Annotated in this window: 15 protein-coding genes; 8 read left to right on the top strand and 7 right to left on the bottom strand. The window is 71.0% G+C overall.

Annotated elements, in window-relative coordinates; genetic code table 11:
- Positions 1 to 53: 53 nt before the first annotated feature.
- The gene (locus ACFVKT_RS12185; RefSeq protein ID WP_385730377.1) at positions 54 to 494 is read right to left on the bottom strand and encodes a hypothetical protein; all 441 of its coding nucleotides are present in this window, start codon (positions 492 to 494) and stop codon (positions 54 to 56) included.
- 98 nt (positions 495 to 592) lie between these two features.
- A complete protein-coding gene (locus ACFVKT_RS12180; protein ID WP_385730375.1) occupies positions 593 to 1,492 on the bottom strand; it encodes a hypothetical protein in 900 nt (299 codons plus the stop codon).
- Between the two features lie 208 nt (positions 1,493 to 1,700).
- Between ACFVKT_RS12180 and ACFVKT_RS12175 the strand changes: the two genes are divergently transcribed.
- A complete protein-coding gene (locus tag ACFVKT_RS12175; protein ID WP_385730373.1) occupies positions 1,701 to 2,291 on the top strand; it encodes an SH3 domain-containing protein in 591 nt (196 codons plus the stop codon).
- Positions 2,292 to 2,357: 66 nt separating this feature from the next.
- Here the strand turns inward: ACFVKT_RS12175 and ACFVKT_RS12170 are convergent, their stop codons facing one another.
- Positions 2,358 to 2,822 (bottom strand): hypothetical protein, encoded by a 465-nt coding sequence (locus ACFVKT_RS12170; RefSeq protein ID WP_385730371.1) that lies wholly within the window; start codon positions 2,820 to 2,822, stop codon positions 2,358 to 2,360.
- A 103-nt stretch (positions 2,823 to 2,925) separates the two neighbouring features.
- On the opposite strand from ACFVKT_RS12170, the gene ACFVKT_RS12165 reads away from it, so the two are divergent.
- The 3 genes from ACFVKT_RS12165 to ACFVKT_RS12155 all read left to right on the top strand — a co-directional run bounded on the left by ACFVKT_RS12165 (position 2,926) and on the right by ACFVKT_RS12155 (position 6,178).
- The gene (locus tag ACFVKT_RS12165) at positions 2,926 to 3,564 is read left to right on the top strand and encodes an NAD(P)-dependent oxidoreductase (protein ID WP_385730369.1); all 639 of its coding nucleotides are present in this window, start codon (positions 2,926 to 2,928) and stop codon (positions 3,562 to 3,564) included.
- Positions 3,565 to 3,593: 29 nt separating this feature from the next.
- Complete coding sequence (locus tag ACFVKT_RS12160) at positions 3,594 to 4,865, top strand: PP2C family protein-serine/threonine phosphatase (protein WP_385730367.1); 1,272 nt, start codon at positions 3,594 to 3,596, stop codon at positions 4,863 to 4,865.
- Positions 4,866 to 4,948: 83 nt separating this feature from the next.
- Positions 4,949 to 6,178 (top strand): hypothetical protein, encoded by a 1,230-nt coding sequence (locus ACFVKT_RS12155; protein WP_385730365.1) that lies wholly within the window; start codon positions 4,949 to 4,951, stop codon positions 6,176 to 6,178.
- Here ACFVKT_RS12155 and ACFVKT_RS12150 read toward each other — a convergent pair.
- Together ACFVKT_RS12150 and ACFVKT_RS12145 are read right to left on the bottom strand one after the other, a co-directional pair.
- A complete protein-coding gene (locus ACFVKT_RS12150) occupies positions 6,175 to 7,419 on the bottom strand; it encodes an amidohydrolase (RefSeq protein WP_385730363.1) in 1,245 nt (414 codons plus the stop codon). The two genes, ACFVKT_RS12155 and ACFVKT_RS12150, sit on opposite strands and share 4 nt — an antisense overlap.
- Positions 7,420 to 7,444: 25 nt before the next feature.
- Positions 7,445 to 7,927 carry an ATP-binding protein gene (locus tag ACFVKT_RS12145; protein ID WP_385730361.1) on the bottom strand — a complete coding sequence of 161 codons (483 nt, stop codon included), beginning with the start codon at positions 7,925 to 7,927 and terminating at the stop codon, positions 7,445 to 7,447.
- A gap of 87 nt (positions 7,928 to 8,014) precedes the next feature.
- On the opposite strand from ACFVKT_RS12145, the gene ACFVKT_RS12140 reads away from it, so the two are divergent.
- Both ACFVKT_RS12140 and ACFVKT_RS12135 read left to right on the top strand, forming a co-directional pair.
- Positions 8,015 to 8,863 carry a Scr1 family TA system antitoxin-like transcriptional regulator gene (locus ACFVKT_RS12140; protein WP_385731055.1) on the top strand — a complete coding sequence of 283 codons (849 nt, stop codon included), beginning with the start codon at positions 8,015 to 8,017 and terminating at the stop codon, positions 8,861 to 8,863.
- Positions 8,823 to 9,095, top strand: a complete 273-nt coding sequence (locus ACFVKT_RS12135) for a DUF397 domain-containing protein (protein WP_385730359.1) — start codon at positions 8,823 to 8,825, stop codon at positions 9,093 to 9,095. The genes ACFVKT_RS12140 and ACFVKT_RS12135 overlap by 41 nt, the downstream gene beginning before the upstream one ends.
- Here ACFVKT_RS12135 and ACFVKT_RS12130 read toward each other — a convergent pair.
- A complete protein-coding gene (locus tag ACFVKT_RS12130) occupies positions 9,074 to 9,871 on the bottom strand; it encodes a hypothetical protein (protein ID WP_385730357.1) in 798 nt (265 codons plus the stop codon). The genes ACFVKT_RS12135 and ACFVKT_RS12130 overlap by 22 nt on opposite strands.
- 332 nt (positions 9,872 to 10,203) lie before the next feature.
- Here ACFVKT_RS12130 and ACFVKT_RS12125 point away from each other — a divergent pair, with 332 nt between their 5' ends.
- Positions 10,204 to 10,821, top strand: a complete 618-nt coding sequence (locus tag ACFVKT_RS12125) for a Uma2 family endonuclease (protein ID WP_385730355.1) — start codon at positions 10,204 to 10,206, stop codon at positions 10,819 to 10,821.
- On the opposite strand, the gene ACFVKT_RS12120 is transcribed toward ACFVKT_RS12125, so the two are convergent.
- Complete coding sequence (locus tag ACFVKT_RS12120; RefSeq protein ID WP_385730353.1) at positions 10,818 to 10,955, bottom strand: hypothetical protein; 138 nt, start codon at positions 10,953 to 10,955, stop codon at positions 10,818 to 10,820. The two genes, ACFVKT_RS12125 and ACFVKT_RS12120, sit on opposite strands and share 4 nt — an antisense overlap.
- Before the next feature lie 153 nt (positions 10,956 to 11,108).
- On the opposite strand from ACFVKT_RS12120, the gene ACFVKT_RS12115 reads away from it, so the two are divergent.
- Positions 11,109 to 12,452 carry a helix-turn-helix domain-containing protein gene (locus tag ACFVKT_RS12115; protein ID WP_385730352.1) on the top strand — a complete coding sequence of 448 codons (1,344 nt, stop codon included), beginning with the start codon at positions 11,109 to 11,111 and terminating at the stop codon, positions 12,450 to 12,452.
- Positions 12,453 to 12,504: the final 52 nt, after the last annotated feature.

Here is a 12,504-nt window from a genome sequence, read left to right as displayed (position 1 = left end):
CTAAGGACGAGGTGAGGCGGTGGCGGGTTGCCCTGGCGGCCGGTGCCGGGGGACTACGTCGTGGTCGAGGGCCGTCCCGCCGTCGCGAGCGCCCAGATCACGAAGACCGCGATGGCGATGGAGATGATCGACCAGAAGGGGGCGTAGGGAAGGAACATGAAGTACTCGACCATGGAGAGGGCGGCGAGGCCGATGCCGGCGCCGCGGGCCCAGTCCCTGCCCTGGAGGATGCCCCAGCCGGTGATGGCCACCAGGACGCCGATGACGAGGTGGATCCAGCCCCAGGTGGTGAGGTTGAACTCGTACACGTAGCTGCCCAGGCGCGTGTAGACGTCGTCGGCGGCGATGCCCGCGATCCCGTTGAGCACGCTCAGGATGCCGCTGACCATCATCAGGACACCGGCGAAGACGGTGCCGCCGGTGGCCCAGGCCGAGCCTCGGGCCGAGGCTGTGGGGTGCTTGGGATCGAAGGGCGGCGCGGCTTGCTGGGTCATGGGGGTCTCCTCTGGGCTGGCCTGGAGGTCAATGGCAGGTTCGCCCCGGGTGCGGGGGTACGCATCAGGGGTGGGCCGAACGAGTGAGGTCGGGGGTGTCAGGCCCGGACCTGTGTCGTAGCCTCCTCGGCCGGCGCCGGAGCCTGCGCCGCCCTCCGCCGGTGCCGGGCGTACGCGCCGGTGAGCAGGGCGGCGGTGGCCACGGTCACGCCGAGGGCGAGCAGCAGCCAGCAGGCGAGGCGGAGCGTGGACGTGAGCGCGTCGTACACCGCGCCCGCCGCTGTGTACGAGACGCCGGGCGGCAGGTCGGAGAGGGTGAGCCGGCGGCCGACGGCGATCGCGAGGCCGAGCAGCGCGGCGCCCAGCGCGGTGCCGAGCCCCGTGGCGAGCACCGCGCGGCGGCGGCACACCGCGACGAGGATCCCCGCGAGGGTGAGGACGACGGAGGCGGCCGGCAGCCAGAAGGCGGCGACTTCGAGCACGTGGAAACCCTTCCGGAGCTCGACCAGCTCCTCGGCCCCGAGCACCGTGACCTCGGTGTGCTCGACGGGGATACGGTCCGCGAACGGCATGTGGTCGTCGGTGAGTTGGCGCTTCACCCGCTCGGTGACGGTCGCGAGGTCGACGGTCACAGGACCCTCGCTGTCGTCGCGCAGCGCCCGCATCATCGCGTCGTGCGCGGCCTTGTTCGCCGCCTCCCACGCCGTGCGGTACGCCTCCGTCTGCGTGAACGAGCGCACCGCGTCCCGCACGAAGGAGTTCACCGGCCCCTGCATCCGCGGCCGTACATGGACCTCTCGCATGATCCCGTCGGTGACCCCGGCCGCGATCGCGTCCCGTACGTCCGCGTCGGCGGCCAGCGGCGCCATCGTCGCCTCGTAGCGGGCCGTGTCGCCGATCCCGTACAGCGCCCAGGCCGAGAGCGCGCCCAGCGGCGTGAGCAGACAGGCGAGGACGATCAGCGCGGCCGACAGGGCGCTGCGGGCACGGTGGGACACCCCTCCAGGCAAGGCCCCCACGACATCCCGCGCGAGCGTTCTGGCTGCAAATGGGCGCATATGACAAGCCGTACGGGGGCCAGGAACACCCGCGTACGGAGTTCACCGCGCACCCGCCCGCAGCCCAGTAACCGCACGGCCCGTGCGCTCTCCGGTGGAGCCCTCACCCGAACGGGTGTTACCTGGTTCTGGGGAAAAGGAGGCCGATATGCGCACCAACCCGGCCCTGCGGACCCTTGCTGTGGGCCTGTTCACCGGCGGTGTTCTCACCGTCGCCGTGGCGGGCACCTCGGCGGCGGCCACGCCGGCGACCACCAACTCCGGTGGCGGCGGCTCGGGCAGTCCCATATGGGGCACCGTCGTCTCCCGCGGTCCCATGAACGTACGACAGGACCCCACCACGCACTCGCCGGTGGTCGACAGACTCTCGCCGGGCAGTCAGGACCGCGTCCTGTGCGCCGTGCAGGGGCAGAGCGTCTTCGGCAACACGGACTGGTTCTGGCTCGTCGGGGCACAGGGCTGGGCCAGCGCCACCAACGTGGACATCGGCAGGCAAGGGGTGCCCAGCTGTCAGGACCCGTGCCCCGGCTGGAAGGACGGGGCCTGGGACGACGACAACTGGAAGAACGGCGACAACAGCTGGAACAACGACAGGAACAACGGCGACAGCGACCGGTGGAACAACGGTGACTCCGCCTCCAGTTCGTCCGGTTCCTGGAGTTTCAGCGCCTCCGGTTCATGGAGCTGGAGCATCTCCGGCTCCTCCGCGAGCTCCTGGGACTGGGGTCCCAGGGGGTAGGTGAGTGAGGGAGACACACGAGGCCCCGGCGCGGTAGCCGGGGCCTCGTGTGCCGTGTACCGGGGGTCATTTCACCCGGTGCCCCTCCGCGTCCTCGTGGGTGTAGTAGTGGTAGAAGAGCGCCGCGAAGACGCTGACCGCGACCGCCAGCGACATCATCACGGACCGCAGGACGGTCGCGCCGGTCTGGCTGTAGATGAAGCCGAACGCGATGCCCGCGAACGCCATCCACATCAGCGCGTGCAGTTCACGGCGCATCAGCGGCGCCATCATGCGGACACCGGTCCAGGCCGCGGCGAACGCGATCGCGCACACGAAGCCGAACAGCACGTTCCAGCCCGTGATCGCGCCGGTGTCGCGGTTGATGGCCGCCGCCCAGAAGCCGTAGACGAGACCGCCGACGACGGGCGTCGCCCATTTCAGGACCGTCGCGGCCCGCTCGCCGATGAGGTCGTCGATGATGCCGGGCTGATCAGGTCCGGTCGTACGCGGTGTCCCTGACGCCGGTGATGCGGGTGCTGCCTGAGCCATGGGAGCACTCCTCTCTCCTCGCCCCTGCCTCCAGGGCACACCTCGCTCCGGTGGCTGGCAAGTCGGGATGCGGGGCTCAGCGCACCGTGTTTCGCTGAGCTTCATGAAGCTCATACTCTTCGGCGCCACCGGGATGGTCGGCAGCCGTATCGCCACGGAGGCTTCGGCACGCGGACACCAGGTCACGGCCGTGAGCAGGTCCGGGCAGTCCCCGGTCCCCGGCGTGACCACGGCGGCGGCGGACATCTCGGACCGGGCGAAGGTCGCCGAGCTGGCGGCGGGCGCGGACGCGGTGGCCTCGGCGTGCGCGCCGCCCCGCGACGGTACGGATCCCCGGGCGCCCTTTCTCGCGTTGAACCAGTCGCTGGTGGAGGGTGTACGGGCGGCCGGCGTACGGCGGCTCATGGTCGTCGGGGGAGCGGGCAGCCTGGAGGTCGCGCCCGGTCAGGCACTGGCGGACCAGCCCGGCTTCCCCGAGGCATACCTCCCCGAGGCCCTCGCCCAGAGCGACGTCCTCACCTACCTCCGCACCCTCGACGACGGCCTCGACTGGACCTACGTGTCCCCCGCCCCCCAGATCGCCCCCGGCGAACGCACGGGCCGGTTCCGCGTCGGCGGCGACCAGCTGCTCGCCGACGACCTCCACGCGGCCCGGATCAGCGCCGAGGACTACGCGGTAGCCTTCGTCGACGAGCTGGAGAAGGACGCCCATCCGCGGGCCCGGATGTCGGTCGCGTACTGACGGGCACGAGAAAGAGGCGGTACGGCGAGGTGGGCAGCCGGCGGTCCGACATCGAGCAACTGCCCCCCGCGGGACGGCCGGACGCGGTCCAGCGGCAGAAGATCCTGCGGCTGCGCGGCCGAAGCGTCGGCTGGGTACCGCCGCTGCTCCTCCTCATCGGCATCACACTGGCCGACGCGAACACCTCCGGCGAGTTCCGGATCATCTCCTGGATCGTGCTCGTGCCGGGTATCGCGGCGGCGATCTGCGGGGTGTGGGGCACGGGCGCGTACGCGGTGCTCTCGCTGATCACCTACTTCACCGTCGACACGTCCTGGCCGCACCAGTACCAGACCGGCCTGCCCGACTTCATCCTCGTCGCCGTGGGCGGCATCCTCGCGACGCTGGCCTGCGCGGTCCGGGTCCGCGGCGAGCGGCGCATGCTGCACATGCAGGACGTCGCCGAGACCACCCGGCGCACCCTGCTGCGCCCGCTGGCACCGGGCTGGGGCGGCCTGGAACACGCGGCCGTGTACCTCGCAGCCGACAGCGAGGCCCGCGTCGGCGGCGACTTCTACGACATCCAGCCCGGCCTGTACGGCACCCGCGTGCTCCTCGGCGACGTCCAGGGCAAGGGACTCAAGGCGGTGGAGACGGCGGCCGCCCTCCTGGGCACCTTCCGCGAGTCCGCGTACCACGAGCGCCTCCTGCGCACCGTCTCCGAACGCCTGGAGATCCGCATGCTCCGGCACGCCCACTACTGCGCCGCGCTCGGCTACGACGAGGACGACCGCTTCGCGACGGCGATCCTGGTCGGCTTTCCCCAAGCCGCCTGGGAGGGCCCGACCCGGCGGGACAGCGCGCATCCGCCCGAGGCCCCGGTCTCCCCCGACCTCCCGGCTCGGCCCGCCTCCGTCGACACCGTCGAGGTCATCAACTTCGGCCATGAACCGCCGCTCGTCATCACCCCCGACGGGGTACGTTCGCTGCCGCCCGGGGACGGACTCCCGCTCGGGCTCAGCGAGTTGGCACATCACTCGGCGCCACTGATCGTCGTCCCGCTCACCTCCGGCGAGACCCTGCTCCTCGTCACGGACGGGGTGACCGAGGCCCGCGACTCCTCCGGGGCCTTCTTCCCGCTCCGCGACAGCGTGGCCCACGCCGTGGCCGAGGATCCGCGCATCGCCGATCCGCAGCGCCTCGCGGAGTTCGTCCGCGACGCCACCCTGCGGCACTGCGGCGGACGGCTGGCCGACGACACGACGATCTTCGCCGTACGACGTCGACAGCCACCTGTGAGTGAGGTACAAGCCGCGTCATAGCAGGGCGTTTGCACTCCTGTCTCCCCCCTTTGCAGGCGCAGCGGTTACGGTGCTGGCGTACGTGATCGATGGGGAGGGAACCTGTGCCCGGAACCGTGCTGCTCCTTGCGGCCTCGCCGGTGGGCAAGGGGTGTCTCGTGGACGCGGCGTCCGTGCTCCCCGTGCTCGCGGCGGTGTCCCCCGCCGTGCTGTCCGGCGCGGACACCGCGAACGTCGTGGAACTCGCCGACCCGCTGGAGCCGCAGGCCGTCCTCACCCGGCTGCGTGCCGCGGCGGCGGCCCCCGGCCCACTGACGATGTTCGTCACGGGCCAGCTCCAACTGGACCGCCGCCAGCGCCTCCCCCATCTCGCCCTGGCCCGCACCACCCCGGCGACGGTCCGCTACACCGCCTTCCCCTGGCACTGGATCGCCGAGGAACTCAGGCTGCGCCCGCCGGGCATGACCAGCATCGTGGCCGACCTGCACGCCGACCCGGAAACGTGGCAGCACCTCACCGCGCACCCGCTCACCGCGGGCCGCACCGCCGCGCTGTACGGCCGCGTCGCCCCGCCTCCCCCGCGCCGCACGGTGGCGACCCCGACGTACATGAAGGCCGTGGCAACCCTCCTCCGCAGCGGCCACCGCCCACCACTTCCGCAACTCCACCAGCACGCGTTGACGCGCATAGCGGGGGAGGGCGGGTACGGGGACATGGTCCTGTTCACCGACCGTCCGCCCGGGGGAGATCTTTCAGCCCGTCCGGCGTTTGAGGACGAGGCCGTCAAGGCCGACGCGGGGGTCTGGGGGCGGCAGCCCCCCGGTACGGGACGGGTAGGGGCGGAGGGGGCGAAAATCCCGGCTCCGGCACCAGCAGCCCCGACCCCCCATGCCCCCATCGCCCCGACCACCCATGCCCTCATCACAGCCGCAGTGCAGTCCGAGCGCCACGGCGACGCCGACGCACTCGCCGCGCAGCAGGAGCAGGAAGCCCTGCGGATGCACGGCCCCGCCTCCGAGCAGGTACTGCACTGGATGGAAGTCCGCGCGGACCTGGCGATGTTCGCAGGGGACCCGGTCCGCAGCTGCCGGACCTGGCTCGCCGTCGCGAACACCCGCCTCGGCGCAGGCCACCCCCCGGACGCCCCCGCCGTCGAGACGGCCACCGACCGGGCCCACCACCAGTGGAGCAGCATCGCCGACGCGGCGCCGGCCCGCGAACTCGGCGCCGCCCTGGCCCACTTGCGCCGCCGGGTCCCCGGCCGCCGCGAGGGCGCACTGAGCCACGTACAGAAACACCTGGAGGAGCTACAGGCGACGGAACTCGCCGGCTAGCCGGCGGGGGCGAGGTACGCGAGCGCCCCGGACACCAGCGTCCGGACGCCCGGTGCGACCACGGACAGGTCGGGCGCGAAGAGCGGGCTGTGGTTGCTGGGGACGGCGTCGAACCTCGTCATCAGGTCCTCGCCCGGCGCCTCGTCCCACACCGCGGCCGGGGTGCTCGTCACGAACCAGTAGGAGTACGGCAGTTTGCCCTCCGCGAGCTGCGAGAAGTCCTCGCTGCCCATCGCCGGGCCGGAGTCGAAGACGGTGGCCGCGCCGAACACCTCGCGGTGGACGGCGGCGACGCGGTGGTCGGTCTCCGGGTCGTTCACCGTCGCCGGGAAGCTGCTGCCCAGCGTCACCTCGGGCTCGCGCGGACAGCCCGCGGCGAGGCACTCGCCTTTGGCGATCCGGTGGATGGCGGCGATCATCCGGTCCCGGACCGCGTCCGACTGCGTACGGAGGTTCAGCGAGATGCGGGCGGTCGCCGGGATGATGTTCGAGGCCGTGCCCGCCTCGATACGGCCGACGGTCAGCACGGCCGACTCGCGCGGGGCGACCTCGCGGCTGACGACGGTCTGCAGCCGGGTCACGATGTACGCGGCGGTCACCACCGGGTCCACGGTCGTCTCGGGCCGCGAGCCGTGCCCGCCCCGCCCGTGGACCACGATGTCGATGTCGGTCATCGCCGACATGATCAGCCCCGGCACATGCGCGTACAGGCCCGCGGGCCCGGGAGTCACATGCTGGCCGAGCAGGACGTCGGGGCGCGGAAGGCGCTCGTAGAGCCCGTCCGCGAGCATCGCCGCGGCGCCCTTGGCGGACTCCTCGGCGGGCTGCCCGACCAGGAGCAGCGTCCCGGACCAGGCGTCACGTCCGGCGGCCAGCGCCGCCGCCGCACCGGCCAGCCAGGTCACATGCATGTCGTGCCCGCAGGCGTGCATCACACCGGGCGTCCCCGAGGCGTACGCCAGCCCGGTCTCCTCGGTCACCGGCAGCGCGTCCATGTCGGCGCGCAGCAGTACGGTCGGGCCCTCGCCGTTGCGCAGCAGCCCGGCGACTCCGGTGCCGCCGATGCCCTCGTACGTCTCGTACCCCGCCCCGGTCAGGCGCTCGGCCAGCTTCGCCGCCGTACGGTGCTCCTGGAAGGCCAGTTCCGGGTGGCGGTGCAGGTCCCGGTAGAAGTCCTCCAGGGCGGGGACCGGGAGGTCGGCGGTGATGTCCAACGCGGCGCGTGCGGCGGCAGAGGTCATGAACGCAGCGTAGACCGGCTCCCTCTCAGTCCGGTGGCGGCGTTCGACTCGCAGGAGCCGAGGACTCGCAGACTTCACCCAGAGCGGGATCCCGCTTCACCCGGCATTCGAACCACACCGTCTTCCCCGCCCGTCCCGGCAGCGGGTTCCACCCCCACCGGTCGGTGACCCCCTCCACGATCATCAGCCCCCGCCCGCCCTCCCCGATCTCATCCACAGCTGTGGACAACGGTGGCCGCGGACACGTGTCGGTCACCTCCACCCGTACGCCGTCCGCCCGCCACAGCATCAGCAGCGCCGCCCGCCGGTCCGGCACATGCCGTACGACGTTCGCGACCAGCTCGGTCAGCGCCAGCCCGGCGGCGTCGTTCAGCTCCGGCATCTCCCAGGCGATCAGGTACGCCCGCAGGATGCGCCGCAGGTGCCGCGCCGAGTGCTCACCGACGGTGAAGTTGACGCCGTACCTCGCGGCAATCGCCGCCTGTGGGGGGTCAGTTGCGTGATTCATGTCACCAGCGTGGAGTGGAGTGATTACGCTCGGCTACAGCATGAATTGAACGCCGCCCGGCGTTCGGACCTGGGGGTGACCGCCGCCGTGCCCAACATCCGCGAACTCGATCCCAGCGCTTCCCCGTTGGACTACTTCGGCTCCGAACTGCGCCGCCAGAGAGAGGCGGCGGGCATGAAACAGGGCGAGCTGGGCTCCTCGATCTTCTGCACGGGGTCCCTGATCGGGCAGATCGAGACCGCCCACATGGTCCCCACCAGGGATTTCGCCGAGCGCGTCGACGCGGCGCTGATGACGGACGGGGCGTTTTCGCGACTGATCGGGCTGGTGCTCAGGAGCCAACTTCCGACGTGGTTTCAGGCGTATGCGGAGATGGAGGCCAAGGCGGCGTACATCTCCTCGTTCCAAGCCCAGTTGGTGGACGGGCTCCTTCAGACAGAGGGGTACGCCCGAGCGGTGTTGGGCACCCGGAGCGAAGGGGACCTCGACGCGAAGGTGTCTGCCAGGCTGGAGCGGCAGAGGATCCTGGCGAGGCACGAACCACCGGTGGTGTGGGTGGTGTTGGACGAAGCGGTCCTGCACCGGCAGATCGGCAGCCGCGAGGTCATGCGGAACCAACTCACCCGCCTGTTGGAGCTTCCTCGCGACGGTTGGTCGCAGGTCCAGGTGCTGCCCTTTGAGCACGGCCAACACCCAGGGCTGATGGGCTCGTTCAATCTCCTGCGCTTCGAAGACGACCCGGACATCGTCTACACCGAGGACTTCGTGCAGGGGCACATGACCGCCAATCCGGCCACGCTCAAGGAGGGCTTCCTCCGTTACGATCACCTCAAAGCCGCCGCCCTCTCGGTCGAGGCCTCGGCGGAGCTGATCGCGCGCGTGATGGAGGAGCGTTATGGGCACCAGCCAGGACCTGACGGCCGCGCGGTGGCGTAAGTCGTCGTACAGCGGCGACACCGGCGGCCAGTGCATCGAGTGCGCCCCTCTCGCCACCGCCGAGTGGCGCAAGTCGAGCTACAGCGGAAGTAGCGGCGGCGAATGCCTCGAAGTCGCCGATCTCACCCCCCACATCGCCCTCCGCGACTCCAAGAACCCCGCCGCCGGGGTCTTCACGGTGAGCCCCGCCGCGTTCTCCGCGTTCGTCGGCTACGCGGCACTCTCCAGCTGACAGCCGTCCGCGTACCGGATGAGGACGCCGGTGGGATCGATCTCGCCGGCGGCGGGCTCGACGTAGCGCAGGAGGACCGGCCGCTCGGTGAGGACGGCCGCGCCCTCCAGGGGCCACCACCGGCCGACCCGGTACAGGACGTCCTGCTCGGCGTCGAGGGCCGGTGACGCGGACAGCCCCGCGGCGGACAGCATGGAACGCCAGTGGAGCAGGTCCTCGGCGTGCGACCAGGAGTCCCGCGCGCCGCCGAACTGTTCCCAGAGGTGGACCTCCTCGCGGCTCGGCGGGGGCGGCGGGGTGATGACGTCACCCCTGTCCACCTCGGGCCGCACGATGTGGGCCGGGACCGGACCGCGGAGGTTCGCCAACAGGTCCCGGTAGGCCAGTAGTCCGAAGCGCCTGAGGACGTCGTTCGGCTTCGGCTGCCATCTGAGGATGTTGTCCATCGCCTCGTTCAGTTCGTAGGCGCCGGACTCTCCTCGCTCCCAGGCCACGCCGAGCATGTCCCTCAGGGGCGAGCCGAGGGCCTCGACGAGCGCTTTCTGCGCGTCGACGAGGGCGTCGCCGAACGGCCCGGCCAGCATGTGCCGTGTGTGCCCGCCCGTCCCCGGGGGGAGTTGCTCGCGGAGCCGACGCTCGGCCAACTCGGCGAACTCGGGAGGCAGTTGTATCGGCGGCCCCGCGTCGGTGTCGCTGAACAAGGTCCCGTCCAGCCGGTGTTCAAGACCATGGCGCAGAACCCAGGAGGCCAGCGCGCCGCCCAACGGGGAGTCCATCCAGACGACGGTCTCCGGGGCGCTCAGCCCATGGGCCCGATACCGTGCCGCGACGGCGGCCTCGGCGCCCGCCCGGTTACACGGCTCGGTGGACACCCCCGCCCGAAACCAATTCTCACACTCCCCGGCAACACGCTCCTTGACGGCAGCGGTCATCAGTTCCTCATGCCCCATGTGCCCTCCCCGGTTGGTTCCCGTGTTCATTCCACGGCGGTGGTCTGCGACACCTCCGGTGGCGGAGTGGGCGCGCCACTACCATGGGTTTCGTCAGCAGATCGCGGGCACCCCGCACCGGACCGGACGCCAGCGGTTGCCTCGAAGGAGATCGCGTCATGACCCAGCAGACCATCTATCGGCACCTTCGCGAACTGCGTGACCACTTCACCCCGCCGCCCGGGTTCACGTACCCGGAGATCAGTGAGGGGACGTTCGTCATAATGATGAGCCCCCGCCCTCGCCACCAGGTCACGGCCAAGGACGTCGCTCGTCAGCTCGACCCCCAACTTCCCGAGGGCGTCCTCACCTACGAAGCCACCGACACCGACGATGCCAGCCTCGGCAAGCTTCGTATCCCCGACCTCATCGTCACCGCGCGCGAGGCGATGCTGACCGACGGCCCGGTGGACGCCCGTGAGATCCACCTCGCCATCGAGATCGTCTCCCCGTCGAACCCGGGCAATGACTACGACGCCAAGAGTCGTGACTACCCCGCCATGGGCATCGCCCACTACCTCATCCTCGACCCCCGGGACGGGACCTGGACCTACCAGTGGGACATCGACACGAGCGGGGGACGCCCCATGTACGGCAACCGCCTTCACAAGCAGCCGTACGGGACCCCGCTCGCCATCACCACCGACCTGGGCACCTGGAAGCTCGACACCAGCGGACTGCCCCTCTACAGCCGTAAGGACATGATGCTGGCTCCTGAGGAGGAGAACCCGAGCTAGCGCGTCACGGCCGCGACCGGTACGGGCTCGGCCGCCCGGGCGGGTCCCGCGTTCGCGGCCAGGAGCAGGGTGGCTACGGCGATGACAGCCGCGCCGAAGCCTCTTGAGTAGCGGGTGGTAATACGTCGGAGCATGGCGACCTCGCAACGACAGCGGCGTATTAAGCGGGCTTAATCTGGCGCTTAACGTAGGGGCTGAGAGTGTCAAAGAGCAAGGGAAGCAAGGGGAGTTGGAATAATAGTCAAGAGTTGACCGAATGTAACTCGGCTTACTGGCATGCTTAAGTCATGGCGGAGCGCGACGACCCGGAGATCATCGGGCGCAGGGTCCAACAGTTGCGTATGAAACGCGGGTTGACGCAGAAGCAACTGGCGGAGCCGGTGTACACGCCCGCTTATATCTCCACTCTGGAGGCCGGGCGGGTGCGGGCCTCCGAGCCGGCGCTCAGGCACATCGCCGAGCGCCTCGGGGTGGCGTACGAGGAACTGGCCACAGGACGCCCCGCCCATCTCGCCACCGGCCTGCGGCTACGGCTCACCGACGCGCAGCGCACCCTCGCCACCGGCGAGGCCGAGGTCGCGGCGGAGCAGTACGACGGGCTCCTCGCGGAGGCGAACGCGCACGGGCTGGTCGCCGAGCAGGCCGCCGCGCTGCTCGGGCTCGGCGAATGCGCCCTGGAGACCGGGGATCTGGAAACGGCCCGGAAGCGGTTCGAGGAGTCCGAGGGGCGGTTGGGTGACGCTCCGCTGCCGAACCGCGTACCGGCCATCCGTGGCCGTGCCGTGTCGCACTACCTCGCGGGTGAACTCCGCTACTCCTGCTACCTGTTCGAGTCCACCCTCGACGAACTGAACCGCACCGGGATGCACGACCCGGACGCCCTCCTGCTCCTCTACACCGGCATCATCGCGCCCTATATGGACATGGGCGCGCACGCCCGCGCCGCCCAGGCCGCGGAGCTCGCCCTCGCGCTGGCGCCACAGGTGGGTGATCCGGCGCTGGTGGCCCGTATGCACAGGTCGGTCGCCCGGACGATGATCGCCGAGGGCCGGATGGCGGAGGCGGACGCGTCCCTCGCCAAGGCCGCCGAGCTCTACCGGCACCTCCAGATCCGTACGGAGCTCGCCAACTGTCACTGGATGCGCGGGTACCTGTATGTCCAGAACGGTGAACTGAAGCGTGCCGAGGGTGAGTTGAGGGAGGCCCGCGCCATGCTCTCCGCCAAGCGCGCCGCCCTCTACACCAGCCAGGTGGCGGTGGAGCTCGCGGACGTACTGCACCGGCGCGGCAAGTCCGAGGAGGCCGCCGCGCTGCTTCACGAGGTGCTCGGTGATCTCAGTCCCGAGCGGGGCGCCGTCCACTCCGCCGGTGCGCACCGGCTGCTCGGGATCATCGCGGAGGACGCCCGGGACACGGAGTCCGCGGAGGAGCACTACGTCCGCGCCCTGAGCCTCCTGGAACGCGCCGGCGCCGCGGGCGACCTCGCCGACCTCTGCCGCCTCCTCGGCGACCTCCTCCGCCGCACCGGCCGGGTCGAGGCAGCCCTCGACGCCTACCGCACAGGCCTCGGCCACCGAACGGCCCCGGGCACCACCACCCTGGGCCCGGCCCCGGCCCAGCCTCCGCTGTAGGCGGTTTTCGCCCCCTCCGCCACTGCCCGTCCCTTGTTCCTGGGGCTGCCGC

The organism is Streptomyces sp. NPDC127595, assembly GCF_042671685.1.
Taxonomy (GTDB): domain Bacteria; phylum Actinomycetota; class Actinomycetes; order Streptomycetales; family Streptomycetaceae; genus Streptomyces.
This window is presented reverse-complemented; position numbering and strand designations above follow the sequence as displayed.

Bases quoted from the DNA above. Each gene is read 5' to 3' on its own strand.
- ACFVKT_RS12185 (WP_385730377.1), bottom strand. From the start codon at position 494: ATGACCCAGCAAGCCGCGCCGCCCTTCGATCCCAAGCACCCCACAGCC.
- ACFVKT_RS12175 (WP_385730373.1), top strand. From the start codon at position 1,701: ATGCGCACCAACCCGGCCCTGCGGACCCTTGCTGTGGGCCTGTTCACC.
- ACFVKT_RS12170 (WP_385730371.1), bottom strand. From the start codon at position 2,822: ATGGCTCAGGCAGCACCCGCATCACCGGCGTCAGGGACACCGCGTACG.
- ACFVKT_RS12165 (WP_385730369.1), top strand. From the start codon at position 2,926: ATGAAGCTCATACTCTTCGGCGCCACCGGGATGGTCGGCAGCCGTATC.
- ACFVKT_RS12150 (WP_385730363.1), bottom strand. From the start codon at position 7,419: ATGACCTCTGCCGCCGCACGCGCCGCGTTGGACATCACCGCCGACCTC.
- ACFVKT_RS12145 (WP_385730361.1), bottom strand. From the start codon at position 7,927: ATGAATCACGCAACTGACCCCCCACAGGCGGCGATTGCCGCGAGGTAC.
- ACFVKT_RS12135 (WP_385730359.1), top strand. From the start codon at position 8,823: ATGGGCACCAGCCAGGACCTGACGGCCGCGCGGTGGCGTAAGTCGTCG.
- ACFVKT_RS12130 (WP_385730357.1), bottom strand. From the start codon at position 9,871: ATGGACTCCCCGTTGGGCGGCGCGCTGGCCTCCTGGGTTCTGCGCCAT.
- ACFVKT_RS12125 (WP_385730355.1), top strand. From the start codon at position 10,204: ATGACCCAGCAGACCATCTATCGGCACCTTCGCGAACTGCGTGACCAC.
- ACFVKT_RS12120 (WP_385730353.1), bottom strand. From the start codon at position 10,955: ATGCTCCGACGTATTACCACCCGCTACTCAAGAGGCTTCGGCGCGGCT.
- ACFVKT_RS12115 (WP_385730352.1), top strand. From the start codon at position 11,109: ATGGCGGAGCGCGACGACCCGGAGATCATCGGGCGCAGGGTCCAACAG.